Source organism: Bacillus sp. EU52, from assembly GCF_037964975.1.
GTDB classification, from domain to species: domain Bacteria; phylum Bacillota; class Bacilli; order Bacillales; family Bacillaceae; genus Bacillus; species Bacillus subtilis.
Window position 1 is genome coordinate 699,578 of record NZ_CP150177.1, and the last position, 15,105, is coordinate 714,682.

Genomic DNA, 15,105 nt, shown 5'->3' on the forward strand with positions numbered 1-15,105 from the left:
TTTTGTTGCGATTTTTTTAACTCATAGTATAATTAAAGGTTGTTAGTGTAAAAATGGATCGGATACTCTTAAGTAGGATGATGAGATAATGAAACGTGCACGCATAATATACAATCCGACTTCAGGACGGGAGATCTTTAAAAAGCATCTTGCCCAGGTCCTGCAAAAATTTGAACAAGCCGGCTATGAAACCTCCACCCATGCGACGACATGCGCAGGAGACGCTACACACGCTGCCAAGGAAGCGGCATTGCGTGAGTTTGACCTGATCATTGCGGCAGGCGGAGACGGAACGATCAACGAGGTCGTCAACGGGCTTGCGCCTTTAGACAACCGTCCGACACTCGGTGTGATTCCTGTCGGCACAACGAACGACTTCGCCAGAGCGCTCGGCATTCCGCGCGAGGATATTTTAAAAGCAGCAGATACGGTCATTAACGGCGTTGCCCGCCCGATTGACATCGGACAGGTCAACGGCCAGTATTTTATCAATATCGCCGGAGGAGGCCGCCTGACGGAGCTGACGTACGACGTGCCAAGCAAACTCAAAACAATGCTCGGCCAGCTTGCTTATTATTTAAAAGGAATGGAAATGCTGCCTTCACTTCGTCCGACAGAAGTCGAGATTGAATATGACGGCAAGCTGTTTCAAGGTGAAATCATGCTGTTTTTGGTCACGCTGACAAACTCCGTCGGCGGGTTCGAAAAGCTCGCGCCGGATTCCAGCCTGAATGACGGCATGTTTGATTTGATGATACTAAAGAAAGCAAACCTTGCTGAATTTATCAGGGTCGCCACGATGGCGCTTCGCGGCGAACACATCAACGACCAGCACATTATTTATACAAAAGCGAACCGCGTGAAAGTCAATGTATCAGAAAAGATGCAGCTGAACCTGGACGGCGAGTACGGCGGCATGCTGCCGGGCGAATTCGTGAATCTGTACCGGCACATTCACGTCGTCATGCCGAAGGAGAAAGCGGAACAGCTGGATGACTAAAACTTGGCTTTGTAAGCCAAGCTCAGAATGTTGACAAAATCCTAAAACAGTTTTCGTTTTAGGATTTTGTCATCTTTTCAGCGTGATTGAAAACCTTTGAAGTCTAGGAAGGGCGAGCATCGGAGCACAGCGAATGTTGAATTCGTGAGCACCGAAGCACAGGACTGACAACGAATGCGAAGGTTTGCCTACACGCTGAAACTTGGCTTGAATAGGCCAAGTTTTTCTTTCGCTTAAAACAAGAGGTGAACATACATGAAAATGAAACCCCCAGTAGAAAAAAACGAATACTATGACGTGACATTTGAGGATTTGACCCACGAAGGAGCGGGTGTCGCAAAGGTCCAAGGATTCCCGATCTTTGTGCCGAACGCCCTGCCGGAGGAAAAAGCCCAAATCAAAGTCACACGTGTCAAAAAAGGGTTCGCCTTCGGCCGTCTGATTGAGCTGAAGGAAGAAAGCCCGCATAGAACGGATGCCCCATGCCCGATTTACAAGCAATGCGGAGGCTGTCAGCTTCAGCACATGACCTACGAAGGCCAGCTCTTGTTTAAACAGAAACAAGTCAAAGACGTCTTAGAACGCATCGGCAAGCTGGACCTTTCAAACGTCACCGTGCACCCGACACTCGGCATGGAAGACCCGTGGAACTACAGAAACAAAGCACAGGTGCCGGTAGGAGAACGGGAAGGCGGACTCGTCGCGGGATTCTATCAGCAAAGAAGCCATGACATCATCGACATGAGCGCCTGCCTGATCCAGCAATCCAAAAACGACGAAGCCGTTCAAGCTGTCAAAGACATTTGCGCAAACTACGGTGTCAAAGCCTACAACGAAGAACGCCACAAAGGCTGGCTCCGCCACATCATGGTCAGATACGGCGTTGTTACGGGCGAAATGATGATCGTCTTCATCACAAGAACAAGCGACTTCCCGCACAAAGCGAAGATCATCGAAGACATCACAGCGCAATTCCCGCACGTCAAATCCATCGTGCAAAACATCAACCCAAACAAAACAAACGTCATTTTTGGCAACGAAACAAACGTCATCTGGGGCGAAGAATACATCTACGACCTCATTGGAGACGTCAAATTCGCCATCTCCGCCAGATCGTTCTATCAGGTCAATCCGGAGCAAACCAAAGTGCTCTACGACAAAGCGCTTGAGTACGCTGAGCTTCAAGGGGAAGAAACCGTCATCGACGCCTACTGCGGCATCGGAACGATTTCTTTATTTCTGGCAAAGCAAGCGAAAAAAGTGTACGGCGTAGAAATTGTACCGGAAGCAATTGAGGATGCCAAACGAAACGCCGAGCTCAACGGCATCACAAACGCTGAGTTCGCGGTCGGGGAAGCGGAAACTGTGATTCCAAAATGGTATGAAGAAGGCATTACAGCTGATACGCTAGTCGTCGACCCACCAAGAAAAGGCTGCGACGAAGCCCTCCTGCGGACGATTGTGGAGATGAAACCGAAGCGGGTGGTGTATGTGTCCTGTAATCCTGGCACGCTTGCGAGAGACCTGCGGGTGGTTGAGGATGGCGGGTATCAGACGCTCGAAGTGCAGCCTGTGGATATGTTTCCGCATACGAATCATGTGGAGTGTGTGGCTGTGCTAAAATTAATTAAATAAGAAGCAGGTGGGTTCGAGAATCGATAAAAAATTCTCGGACTTCATCTGCTTTTATTTCAATTGTCTCAAGAAAGCGATGAAGCATTTCTTGAGTTAATTCTTGAAATTCCATAAAAGCATCTAACTGTTGTTTAATATCATTGATATGGTTGCAAGAGAAGACTTCAATTGCTCGGTTTTAGAATTGATAATGTCCGTCTGGTCATTGATATCGCTGACACTCCATCATAATCTGCTTTGGATATTTTTTCGTCAATAAACAAATTGAGTGACTTCTTTTTCTTTTGTTTGAGCCGTTCTAATTCCTTCTCAAAGATTCTAATTTGCTTTACTGAATTCTTTTTCTGTTGAATAGATTGCTTACATTGATATGAAAATTTTGTCCAAATCGATGCTAGATGTTTTAAACTATTGAGAATGAATTGTAGTGATCACAGCTGATTTCTAATATTAATAATTAAGAGTAGAAATAGACACTATTTCGCTCAGGATTGATGAAACAATGTGTCAATAGATCGACAATTTTATTTAGAAATGTAGTAACACAATTTGAATACATAAATTTTCCTTTATTATTCTTTAATAATCTAAATAATTAGTATAAAAGCCCCTTATATAAGTGGGTTTTTAAAAGAGTCTGAATATTTGTAGCGTTTGACCTCTCATCGAATATTGGAGTTTTGTGCCCCCCTCTTTACTTTATAGGGACACTCCATAAAATTTGGATGCTTACTAAAAAAAGAAACATGTAGTAGCAAATGTAGAGGGAGATTTTTATATGGTATTACTTTTTGTTGTACAAACTCTTATAATAATAGGTAATGATATCTATTTTGATGAATCAGTGAATAGGGTGTCAGTAGGTGATATGAGCGAAAAAATGCTCAGTTATTACAATGAGATAAGCATCCTTAAATCTTGCTCAAATTATCTCAATCTAGCTACATGGAATTAGATTCGAAAAAAATTTTTAAATGAGGTATATAACATGATTAACTTCCAAGATAAAGTAAACTTCATTTGGTCAATTGCTGAGATTTTACGTGGACCTTATAAACCAGAAGACTACGGTAAAATCATTTTACCATTAGCAGTATTACGTCGTTTTGATTGCGTATTAGAGAGCACAAAAGAGGAAGTATTAGCTAAGGCAGAGCAGTTTGCAGCAATGAATGAAGATGCTCGTGAGCAGATTTTAAATCGTGTCTCAAAGCAAAACTTCCATAACACTAGCAAATATGATTTCAACAAGCTATTAACAGATTCAGATAACATTGCGGATAACTTACGTGATTATATAAATGGTTTTTCAAAAGTGGCTCGTGATATTATGGATCAATTTGACTTTGATCGCCAAATTGATAAGCTCGAACAAAATAACTTGTTGTACTTAACGATTAAACGCTTTAGTGAAATCGACTTACATCCAGAAACAGTGTCAAATATTGAGATGGGCTATGTATTTGAGGAATTAATTCGTCGTTTCAATGAAAATGCAGAAGCAGGGGATCACTATACGCCACGTGAAGTAATTCGCCTTATGACGCACTTATTATTCTTACATGACGATGCCAGCATTTTAACGAAGCCAGGTTTAACACAAACCTTGTATGACTGTGCAGCTGGTACCGGTGGGATGGGTTCTGTAGCACAAGAGTATTTACTAAGTCAAAACCCAACAGCACACTTAGAGTTTTTCGGCCAAGAAATTAATCCTGAATCATATGCGATTTGTAAAGCAGACTTGCTGATTAAGGGGGAAGACGCGCGTAACATTCGTTTGGGGAATACGTTATCAAAAGACCAATTCCCACGAGATAAATTCGATTACTTAATTTCAAATCCGCCATACGGAGTAGACTGGAAATCGTATGAGAAGCCAATTAAAGAAGAACATGAGAAACAAGGGTTTAACGGTCGTTTTGGTCCAGGTACACCAAGAACGAGTGATGGACAGCTACTATTCTTAATGCACTTACTGTCAAAAATGAAGCCAGTCACAGTAGAAAATCCACAAGGCTCTCGTTTAGCCATTATTATGAATGGTTCGCCGTTATTTACAGGTGATGCAGGTTCTGGTGAAAGCGAAATTCGTAAGTATGTGCTTGAAAACGATTTAGTAGAAGGTATTGTGGCATTGCCGAACGATCTTTTCTACAACACAGGCATTGCAACGTACATTTGGATTTTAACGAACAATAAAGCACCTCTTTATAAAGGGAAAGTACGGTTAGTCAATGCTGTAGACTTTTCGAAAAAAATGAAAAAGTCGATGGGGAGCAAGCGTAACGAAATTACAGAAGAGCAAATTAATGAGATTGTTCGTTTATACGGTGATGCACAGCCAAATGAGTACGTGAAGATTTTTGATAATGAGGACTTCGGCTACGCAAAAATTACAGTAGAACGTCCATTACGTTTAAACTTCCAAGTCAATGAAGAGCGTCTTGCTCGTGTTGCAGAGGGAAAAGGTTTTGCAAACTTAGCAACCTCAAAGAAAAAAGGCGATGCAGGTCACTTTGAAATTGAAGAAGGTAAGAAGCTGCAAACGCAAATTTTATATGTTTTACGCACGTTAGAAAGCGATACATTATATAAAAATCGTGACGAGTTCACGAAAGTACTAAAAGATGCATTGAAGCAAGCGGGTATTACTATCGGAGCACCTGTATTAAAAGCAATTTTAGCTGGTCTATCTGAAAAAGATGAAACAGCTGACGTATGTATGAAAAATAAAACTGATATCGAACCAGATACAGATTTACGTGATACTGAAAACGTACCGTTAAAAGAAAACATTCATGACTACTTTGCACGTGAAGTATTACCACATGTACCAGATGCATGGATTGATGAATCAAAAACAAAAATTGGCTACGAAATTCCATTCACTCGCCATTTCTACAAATACACAGCATTACGCAGCTCAGCAGAAATTATGGAAGAAATTCGTGCGTTAGAAGCAGAGATTGCTGTACAGTTGAAGAAGGTGATGGGATGAGGTTTAAAGAATCAAATATCAAAGGAATAGGTGCTATTCCATCACATTGGGAGATTAAAGAATTGAAATTTTGTTTACTTCCAGGGAGTGAAGGAATAAAGATAGGTCCATTCGGAAGCGCATTAAAATCAGAGATGTTAATTGAAGAAGGATATAAAGTTTACGGTCAAGAAAACTTAATAAAAGATGATTTTACTTTAGGTCATAGATTTATAAGTGAAGAAAAATTTAAAGAGTTAGAGGTTTATGAGATTTCTGAGAACGATGTCTTAATTTCAATGATGGGTACTATAGGTAAATGTAAAGTTGTTCCGCCAAATATTGAAAAAGGAATTATGGATTCTCACCTTATTCGAATTCGATTTAATGAAAATCTAATTTTACCAGAATTTGCAGCATACTTGATACAGGATTCGTATTATATCAAAGTACAAATCGACTTATATAGTAAAGGCTCAATTATGTCTGGTTTAAATTCCAGTATCATAAAAAATCTTAAATTAGTTCTTCCATCTATAGAAGAACAAAAGGTTATTTTAAAATATATTAGAAAGAAGAACACACAATTAAATCAATTGATAGATTCAAAAAATTTCTTAATTGATTTATTGAATCAACAACGCCAATCAATCATTACAGAAGCTGTTACAAAAGGTTTAAATCCGAATGTGAAAATGAAAGATTCAGGTGTTAAGTGGATTGGTGAGATTCCTCAGCATTGGGGAAAATCTAAACTTAAATACTTAACAAGGCAGATTATTGATGGAACACATCATACACCTGATTATCAAGATGAAGGTGTCCCTTTTTTAAGGGTTACTGATATAACTCAATCTAAAGGCAAGGATATTAATTTATCTGATGTAAAATATATTTCTCAAAGAGAACACAATGAATTAATTAAACGCTGTAGACCTGAAAATGGGGATCTTTTAGTGTCGAAAAATGGAACTATAGGAATTCCTAAAGTTATTGATTGGGATTGGGAATTTAGTATTTTTGTTAGTTTATGTTTAATTAAAATGAATAATGAAAAACTAAATACTTATTTCGCTAGTTTCTACTTTGAAAGTCAATTGGTTGACGAACAAATTGCATTTGGAAGTAAAAAGAGTACTATTATTAATTTACATCTTGATAAAGTCAAAGAATTTTTTATTTTTGTCCCTCCATTATTTGAACAAAATGAAATAGTAAAATTCCTAAAAGTTAAAATTTCCGAAGTAGATAATTTAAAAAGAATTGTAGAAAATGAAATCGAAAACCTAAAAGAATACCGCCAAGCCCTTATCTACGAAGCAGTAACAGGTAAAATCGATGTACGTGATATGAAACTTGATTAAGTGAGGCGAGTTGTGATGGCGTTGGATACTTCAGAAAAAGGCTTTGAAACGAATATAGAAGCAGCATTAATTGCGAATGGATATAAAAAGCGTGTGCTTGAAGGTGAGACGAGTGCTTCTTTCAAGCAGCATGCAATCGACGTAGAAGAGCTATTTGCTTTTTTAGAGGATACGCAGGAAAAACGTATGCGTACCTTAGAGAAATCGTATGGTCCTTCTTATAAAGAAGAAGTGTTAAAACGTATTAAAGCCCAGCTGCATAAACAAGGTTTAGTCGAATGTTTACGTAAAGGTATCAAAGACCGAGGTGTGACATTACAGCTTGCGTATAATAAGCCACCTACAGATATGAACAAGATGTTAAATGAACAGTATGCGAAAAACCGCTTTAATGTTGCTCGCCAAGTGTATTACAGTGATAAGCATAATAATAGCTTAGATATGGTCCTGTTTTTAAATGGTTTGCCGCTTATTGTGATGGAGCTGAAAAATCCATTAACAAATCAAACAGTTGAAGAAGCGATGAAGCAATTAAAGACGGACCGTGATCCACGTGAGCAGCTGTTCAAATTTAATGAGCGTGTAGCTGTCTACTTTGCAGTTGACCCAGATGAAGTATTTATGACAACAAAGCTTGATAAAGGCAAAACCTACTTCCTACCATTTAACAAAGGCAATAATGGTGGTAAAGGTAATCCATTAACTTATGGTGACAATTATCGTACTCATTATTTATGGGAAGAAATTTTAGCTCCAGATAGCTTGCTCGATATTTTATATCGCTTTATCTTTATTAAGAAAGACGATATTAAAGATTCAAACGGTGAAACGATTGGTGAGCGTCAAATGCTCATTTTCCCCCGTTTCCATCAGCTTGATGTTGTACGTAAGTTAGAAGCAGATGTTGCACAAAAGCTTGTCGGTCATAATTATTTAATTCAGCACTCTGCGGGATCGGGCAAGACGAACTCGATTTCGTGGCTTGCACACCGTTTAGCGAAGCTACATAACGAGGACAATGAATCAATTTTTAGTAGTATAATCGTAATTACCGATCGCCGAGTCTTAGATAAGCAATTGCAAGATGCAGTGTATCAGCTGGAGCATAAAGCAGGAATGGTAGAGCCGATTGATAAAGATTCAGAGCAATTGGCACGTGCCATTAATAATGAGACTCGTATTATTATTACGACGCTCCAAAAGTTCCCGTTTATTTTAGAAAAAGTAGCGGGCTTAGAGCGTAAAAAGTATGCGGTCATTATTGATGAGGCGCATTCATCCCAGGGTGGTAAAGCTTCAACTGCATTAACGAATGTGTTATCAGATAAAACGTTAGAAGCAGCTTATGAGGAAGATCGTATTGCGGAAGAAAACTTAGGTGATGTGGACGAAAAGATCGTTGAAGCCATCATGAAAAGTGGTAAACAAGATAACGTATCTTTCTTTGCGTTTACGGCGACACCAAAGCCAAAGACATTAGAGAAGTTCGGTACAATTGGCATAGATGGCAAGCCAGCTGCATTCCATCAATACACAATGCGCCAAGCGATTGAAGAAGGCTTTATTTTAGACGTACTTGAAAATTATACGACCTATAAAACGTTCTGGAAAATTGCAAAGACAGTTGAAGATGATCCAGAGGTATCAAAAAAACAAGCTACTAAAAAGCTAGCACAATACGTGTCACTACATCCACATAGCATCGCACAAAAAACAGAAATTATTATCGAGCATTATCGCAATTTCGTACAGCGCAAAATTGGCGGCCGTGCAAAGGCAATGGTTGTTACAGCAAGCCGTTTACACGCAGTACGTTACAAAATGGCTTTCGATAAGTATATTAATGAAATGGGCTACGATGATTTAAAAACAGTAGTTGCTTTCTCCGGTACTGTGAAAGATGGTGAGATTCATTATACTGAGTCAGAAATGAATCAGTTCTCTGAAAAAGAGTTACCTGAAAAGTTTAATTCTGATGAATACAAAGTGCTACTTGTTGCAGAGAAATATCAAACTGGATTTGATGAACCACTGTTGCACACAATGTATGTAGATAAGCCATTAAGCGGTATTAAGGCAGTGCAAACACTATCTCGTTTAAATCGCACATGCCCTGGTAAGGACGATACATTTGTTTTGGATTTTGTAAATGATCCAGAAGACATAAAAGCGTCTTTCCAGCCTTATTATGAATCGACAGGTCTATCAAAAATTTCTGATCCGAATATCCTATATGATATGCAGGCCGAGCTAGAGCCCTATCAAGTATTTACTGAGGAAGAGGTGCAAAAGGTAAATGAGCTTGAAGTAACGGGTGGTGTGAAGAAGTCTACGAAGGCTCAAGCCGAGTTAAATGCGCTTCTCGATAAAGGTGTGGAGCGTTTTAAAAAACTTTCGGGAGAAGAACAATTCGCATTTAAACAAGTGGCTACGAAATTTATACGTACGTATGGCTTTGTACTACAAGTAGTAACATTTATCGATTTAGATCTACACAAGCAATATATTTACCTGACGTACTTGTTACGTAAATTGCCCCGTGGTCGAGTAGATAAGGACGTTTACTTGGCGGATGATGTAGCACTTGAATACTACCGTAATCAAAAAGTATTCGAAGGTAGCATTGAGCTTGAGAAAACGGGCGGCTACGACTTAGATCCTCAGGAACATGGTGCTGGTGGTGCAGCTGAAGATGAGAAGGTTCGTTTATCGAGCGTGTTAGAAAAGTTAAATGAGCGCTTTGGCACGCAATTCACAGAAACAGATTTCCTTTCTCGCGAGCAAGTGAAAGAGGATATGTTAAATGACGAAGATATTTGTCAAAAAGCAAAAAACAACACAAAAGAAAACTTCAAATTCGCCTTTGAAAAATCCTTTATGGACTTCGTTATTGACCGTATGAGCAGCAATCAAGAGTTCTTTATGAAGATTTTAGAGAACGACGAGTTTAAGGCTTATATTATGGAAGATATGATGAATGAAGTTTATGGAGAAGTGAATAGTTAGCTTTTTAGTTTGGACGGAGTTATGATATTAATCTTTTAAGGTTAGTCTTGGCTCCGTTACATATATTATTTACAGAAAGGAAGTTTTATATTGACGCATTATTACGATTCTAATAAAGTAGATATTTCGTCTATTATTATTGATGATAGGCAAAATATTATACCGGGTGTAAATTTAAGATATAGCTTATCAATTCCTTTTAAAAATCGAATGGAAGGTATTACTGTTACAGTAATATTAATGAATCCATCGGAAGCTGAATCAAATATTTCAGATAGAACTGTAAATAAATTAATTGATTTTTTCTACTGTTATACCCATGAGAAAATTCAAGTAAAAAAACTTTACGTAGGAAATGTTATACCTATCTATGCTCCAAATCCAGCAGACACCTCAGCAAAATTGAAAAGTATTCACGGTGCAAATCTATTAAATCATGTTCAAAAGAATAATATTAATACAGTTAGTTCAATGATAAATGATTCAGATATAGTTGTCCTTGCATGGGGGAAACCAAATGTGAAAACTGTACACAACCTTTATTACTATTCTCAAGTATATAAAATCATAGAGGTAATTTCGAATACTGATAAAGATATTTTTGTATTTAATATGGGAAATACAAACACAATCTTAACAGAACATGGCGACCCGAGACATGCTGGACGGTCAGCAACTTTAATTGATTTAATCAAAATAAATAGTAATGAATTATTGGGGTTAGCGTGAAATATGGGAATTTACGAATACAATTGAAAAGATTTCAATATCAAAAATAGCCCTGCAGTAAAGAGCTGAGCCATTTTTGATTTATAGACTGAAGTAGTTTATTACAAAATCTTTGTCTTTCTAATCTTCAGGCAAGATACCTAAATTCTTATATTCCCATACTACTTGCCGTTGTGTTCCGTTTAAGTCTGAGGCAATGACATCGGTGTAATCGTAGTCTATTGAGAATTTGCCGGTATTCTCTAGTTTAAGCGTTAAATTAGTCCAAATATCTTGGTTGTTTGCTTTAAATTCTTCTCTTAACTCCTCGAATAATTCTTGAAGTTCAATTAATAAACTCACATATATTTTTTTACTAACATCGAATTGTTTCGGTATATCATGAGAATAGATATATTCTTCACTTTGCGGTGTATTGAAGAAAAAGTAAACTTCTGATGAATCATCTAATATTTCCGCATAAAGAACGATTTTTGTCCATTCAGATGGAATCATTTCATTAAGTTGTTCTGCTATTTGTTGATATAACTGTCCCATATCAGAAATTAATTTAAATTTTTCCTTCGTTAGTCTTGATATAATCCTCTAAAAAGTCTCTTACCGTTTTCCTTTTTGGCATTAAACCTAGATTTTTATACACCCAAACAGCCTTTCTTTGAGATCCATTTAGCTCTGAAGCAATTACATCTTCATAATTATAATCTATAGAAAACTGGCCTGTCCTATCTAGTTTCAAAGTCAAGTTCGTCCAAGTTTCTGGATTATTTTCCTTGTATTCTTCGCGTAATTCTTCGAATGATTCTTGAAGTTCGATTAATAAATCATCATAAATATCTTCGCTTACATTAAAATATTCTGGAATGTTATGTGAGTATAAGAATTCATTCTCGCCCGGTATATTAAAATAAAAATACACTTCCGAAGAGTCGTCTAATATTTCAGCGTAAAGATATACGTTATCCCATTCAGAGGGAATGATTTCATTTATCTGATTTGCTATTCTTTGATATAAGTCACCCATTTTTGGTGTTTCCATGATCTCAACCTCCGGATTGATTCTTTAATGTTACTTTTTCGAAATCAGCATCTCCAATTCTGTACTTAACGATGAATTTGTCTGGTCTTAGTGAATCACCTTTATATATGGCTTTTATATTAACGTTAACTTTTTGCGGAGGTTCTTCTTTAAGAGCTTTTGCCCACTCCTGCTCCATCTCATACCATTTCCCGCCGCTCCTATTAATCTGAGAATTCATCGGCACGATATTGTCGAACTGGCCTGAGCCTTTGAATTGGGTGGCGATTAAATGGCCTCCGTCATCGTCAGGCTTTCGGTCTTGGGGCTTTCCAGCATTCGTCTGTGCATATTGGTTTCGTTTTGCTTCTCCCAGCTGTAAGTCTGTTTTGACACTTGTAATTCTACCATAGTTGTCAGTCGTGTACGTGTAGCCTTCTTTTGTTTTATAGATGACATTCGGCTTCAGTACTTTCTTTCTGCTCCATCTTGCGAAATGCTCGCCGTATTTGACGGTTACCGGCGGTACATGTGGCGCTGGAGTTCGTCTTCCGCTTGATGACGTTCCGTATGGTTTCGGAAGAATGACCTTGGCGAATTTTTGCAGTCCTTCTTTAAGTGTGACCCCGTTGACTGCGTTGTAAGGAATGCCTGCCGGCACTAAATCATGACGGGGATGATACGGGAGAATATCCGCAAGTGTGAGATCTCCGATTTGATTTAACTTGGTTTTGACGTGTTTTTTTGATGCTTCAATGCCTGTGTTTACTTTTTGTTTGATGTGATCAACGGTTTGTTTTGAGACTGTTATGGCTTTTTGGGCTGTTGCAGATTTGCTTGCTGCTGTTTTGACTTTGGTCGTCACTTTGGCGGCTGTGCCAGTTTTTGAGACGGCTCCTACGCCTTTTGTGCCGACAATTGATGTGACAACAGTGCCAACCGCATATGACACCCATCTTGCTCTTGAGTAGGTGTCACCATTCACCATGTCTTTTTGATACGATTCTTCGATTGCCGCTGAAATGGCTTCATACGTTTTGATCGGGTGAGCCATCGCTCCGGTAATCGCTTCAACGGTTCCGCTCGGATCTGTGACCATATCCCATAGTCCTACGACCGCGTCTTTTCCGGAATCATAAAGGCCGACGGCGACCCCTTTGAAGCCAGCTTCAAGCTCACGCGTGTTTTCAATTTGGGTGAAGTATCTCTGCTGTTCTGCTGTCAGATTTTCATAGCCGATCGTTTTTGCCATTGAGTAAAATTCATCGGCATCCGCATAATCGTAGTTTTTCAGTCTTTCTTTTAATTTTTCAATCTCGCGTTCCTTCGCTTCCTCTTTCTTAATCTTCAAGTAAGCCTCAGTCCGCTTTTCAATGTCGCCTTTTTTCTTGTGTATGTCACTCTCACGGTACGCCTTGGCGTTGTAGTGGATGGGTGTGGCGTTTTTGCCTTTGCCCGTTGCTTCTTGGAGCTTTTGGAAGTCGGACTTAATGAATTGTTCGTTTGGTTCTGACATGGCGTATTCTGTCTTCAGGTCTTCGTCCAAGGCGTCCAATTTTTCCAGTGTTTTTTTGCGTTTGTCGTTGGCATCAGCCAGCTCGTCTTTGAAGGTTTCTGTTGAAAACAAGTTGAGCGGGAGGATGTTGTCGATATCGTTTAAGATATCTTTCATCGCTTTTTTCTGTTCAGACATGATGGATTTCGATTTTTTGTGCGCATTTTCCAGTTCATGCTCCAGGAAGGATTCTTCGATGTATGCGTCAGAGAGGCCTTTGTCCTCGGCGGCTCCGGCGATGCTGTTGAAAAATGCGATTTTCATGTCGATGTAGTCGATCCATTGGTCGGTGACGCCGACGTGGTCGTGGTAGAAGGCTTTGATGTTGCTGGCGCCTTTTCCTGAGAATTCGCTGTCACTGAGATCAGCGACGCTTTTTAACGCTTTTCTCAAGTTCACCATTTGCGTTCTTAGTTCTTTGTACTCTTTTGCACGGTCTGTCGCTTCCGAAAGTAGTGTTTTCGCTTCAAATACTTTCATGACCATTTCCCTTCTTTTGTTCGCTCAATATCAAAATTTTACCACGGGTCGGGATAAGGTGGGGGTGAGAACGTGTTTTGGTGGAAAAATGAGTCATTTGGCATGTGTCTTTATTCGTGGAGGGATTGGCGGAAACATGGTCGAAATGATATTGATTGCTACACATTTTTTGGAAGTTTGTATTCTATATTGTTTTTTAAGGAGCATGTTGATGACGAAAAAACGGATTACATTTGGTTTATTAGTTTTAATGGTATGTGTCATCCTGTTTGTTCTGTATGTTCAGTTACGCAATAAAGACAGTATTCCTGTCCAATCTTCCGCCATCCACCCCGAAGAAGACCGCATCTTTTTTATCTACTCCAATCCTTTCATAAAAGAAAGCGTGCTGGTTTCAACCTCTACAGGCGAACGGTTTAACAGGCGTACGTTCAAGGTGGCGGATGTGCCTTATATCCAAACGAAATCTTATGCATCAACAGACCTTGTACTATTAGCGGAGCACGAGCCTTTTTACTACACACTGGAGAAGGATGCGATCATAGAGCATCCGCTGTCAGATCCATTTGCGTTTTGGTATGAGGGGAAGGATGTGTCTGTTAAGGCCTATAATGTTGATACGACGGGAAATGAGATCCACATAAACGACAGAAAAACGAAAAAGGAATATAGCCTTACCTTGCCTTCGCTTGTCACGATGGGGGCCAGTGATGAGAACTTTATTTATATCATTCAAAGCATGGCTATTTACGTGATTGACAGAAAAACAGAGGAAATGATTGAGACCCTGAGTTTAGCTTCATACGCTGATCAATTCGCAGACTCGAAGGAATTTATTGTCACGAGCTCGGAGCACAAATTGACTGTGATTGAAAAAGGGACATGGAAGACGACATATATTCCGTATCCTGACGACCTTGAATATGCAGATACTGTGTATTATGACAAAGAAAGCGGCAGTTTTTACGTGGCGTACGAGGACAAAGAGGATGAAGCAAACTTGCTGGAATATGGGGAGGATTTTTCTTTTCACACATACAGCTTGACATTCCCTTATATGGAGGCGAAGTTCAAGGGGAATCAACTGTATATTCTTACCCAGGAAGAGCATAAAAAGGGCATTGGCGGATACGTGGGTGTGTTTGATATCCATTCTAAGAAGATGCTTTATCAGTTTGATTTGCCTGAGGAACACGCGAAGGTGCAGGATTTTGTTGTGGTTGACATTAAGTGAGACAAAGACCCTTGCGTAAAGGGTCTTTTTTGCGGAGAAAAACAAATTGACAGGATGAAAAAACAATTTCTTCCTTCTATATTGTTTTCAAAATTTGGGATTGATAG

General features: G+C 39.2%; 10 protein-coding genes. 7 read left to right on the plus strand and 3 right to left on the minus strand.

All coding sequences use genetic code 11. The features are described 5' to 3' along the window. Positions 1–88 precede the first annotated feature (88 nt). The 6 genes from NSU05_RS03615 to NSU05_RS03640 all read left to right on the plus strand — a co-directional run bounded on the left by NSU05_RS03615 (position 89) and on the right by NSU05_RS03640 (position 10,714). On the plus strand, positions 89–1,000 hold the full coding sequence (locus tag NSU05_RS03615) for a diacylglycerol kinase (protein ID WP_003233894.1): 912 nt from the start codon (positions 89–91) through the stop codon (positions 998–1,000). 255 nt (positions 1,001–1,255) lie between these two features. Next, positions 1,256–2,635 (plus strand): 23S rRNA (uracil(1939)-C(5))-methyltransferase RlmD, encoded by a 1,380-nt coding sequence (gene rlmD, locus NSU05_RS03620; protein WP_038428538.1) that lies wholly within the window; start codon positions 1,256–1,258, stop codon positions 2,633–2,635. Positions 2,636–3,623: 988 nt separating this feature from the next. Beyond that, entirely contained in the window at positions 3,624–5,636 is a 2,013-nt protein-coding gene (locus NSU05_RS03625) for a class I SAM-dependent DNA methyltransferase (RefSeq protein ID WP_038428539.1), read from the plus strand. Continuing rightward, positions 5,633–6,979: a restriction endonuclease subunit S gene (locus NSU05_RS03630; protein WP_051047173.1), complete on the plus strand. Its 1,347-nt coding sequence runs from the start codon at positions 5,633–5,635 to the stop codon at positions 6,977–6,979. The genes NSU05_RS03625 and NSU05_RS03630 overlap by 4 nt, the downstream gene beginning before the upstream one ends. A gap of 15 nt (positions 6,980–6,994) precedes the next feature. Further along, entirely contained in the window at positions 6,995–9,985 is a 2,991-nt protein-coding gene (locus tag NSU05_RS03635; protein ID WP_038428541.1) for a type I restriction endonuclease, read from the plus strand. 90 nt (positions 9,986–10,075) lie between these two features. After that, entirely contained in the window at positions 10,076–10,714 is a 639-nt protein-coding gene (locus NSU05_RS03640) for a DUF1643 domain-containing protein (protein ID WP_038428542.1), read from the plus strand. Positions 10,715–10,834: 120 nt separating this feature from the next. Here NSU05_RS03640 and NSU05_RS03645 read toward each other — a convergent pair whose 3' ends face one another. Genes NSU05_RS03645 through yeeF form a run of 3 tightly spaced genes read right to left on the minus strand, consistent with a single transcriptional unit; the run spans position 10,835 to position 13,764 of the window. Continuing rightward, positions 10,835–11,251 carry an antitoxin YezG family protein gene (locus NSU05_RS03645; RefSeq protein ID WP_052124595.1) on the minus strand — a complete coding sequence of 139 codons (417 nt, stop codon included), beginning with the start codon at positions 11,249–11,251 and terminating at the stop codon, positions 10,835–10,837. A 13-nt stretch (positions 11,252–11,264) separates the two neighbouring features. After that, positions 11,265–11,750 (minus strand): antitoxin YezG family protein, encoded by a 486-nt coding sequence (locus tag NSU05_RS03650; RefSeq protein WP_038428543.1) that lies wholly within the window; start codon positions 11,748–11,750, stop codon positions 11,265–11,267. A gap of 4 nt (positions 11,751–11,754) precedes the next feature. Next, a complete protein-coding gene (yeeF, locus tag NSU05_RS03655; RefSeq protein ID WP_038428544.1) occupies positions 11,755–13,764 on the minus strand; it encodes an LXG family T7SS effector deoxyribonuclease toxin YeeF in 2,010 nt (669 codons plus the stop codon). 211 nt (positions 13,765–13,975) lie between these two features. On the opposite strand from yeeF, the gene NSU05_RS03660 reads away from it, so the two are divergent. Further along, positions 13,976–14,998, plus strand: a complete 1,023-nt coding sequence (locus tag NSU05_RS03660; protein WP_038428546.1) for a hypothetical protein — start codon at positions 13,976–13,978, stop codon at positions 14,996–14,998. The last annotated feature ends 107 nt before the right edge of the window (positions 14,999–15,105 follow it).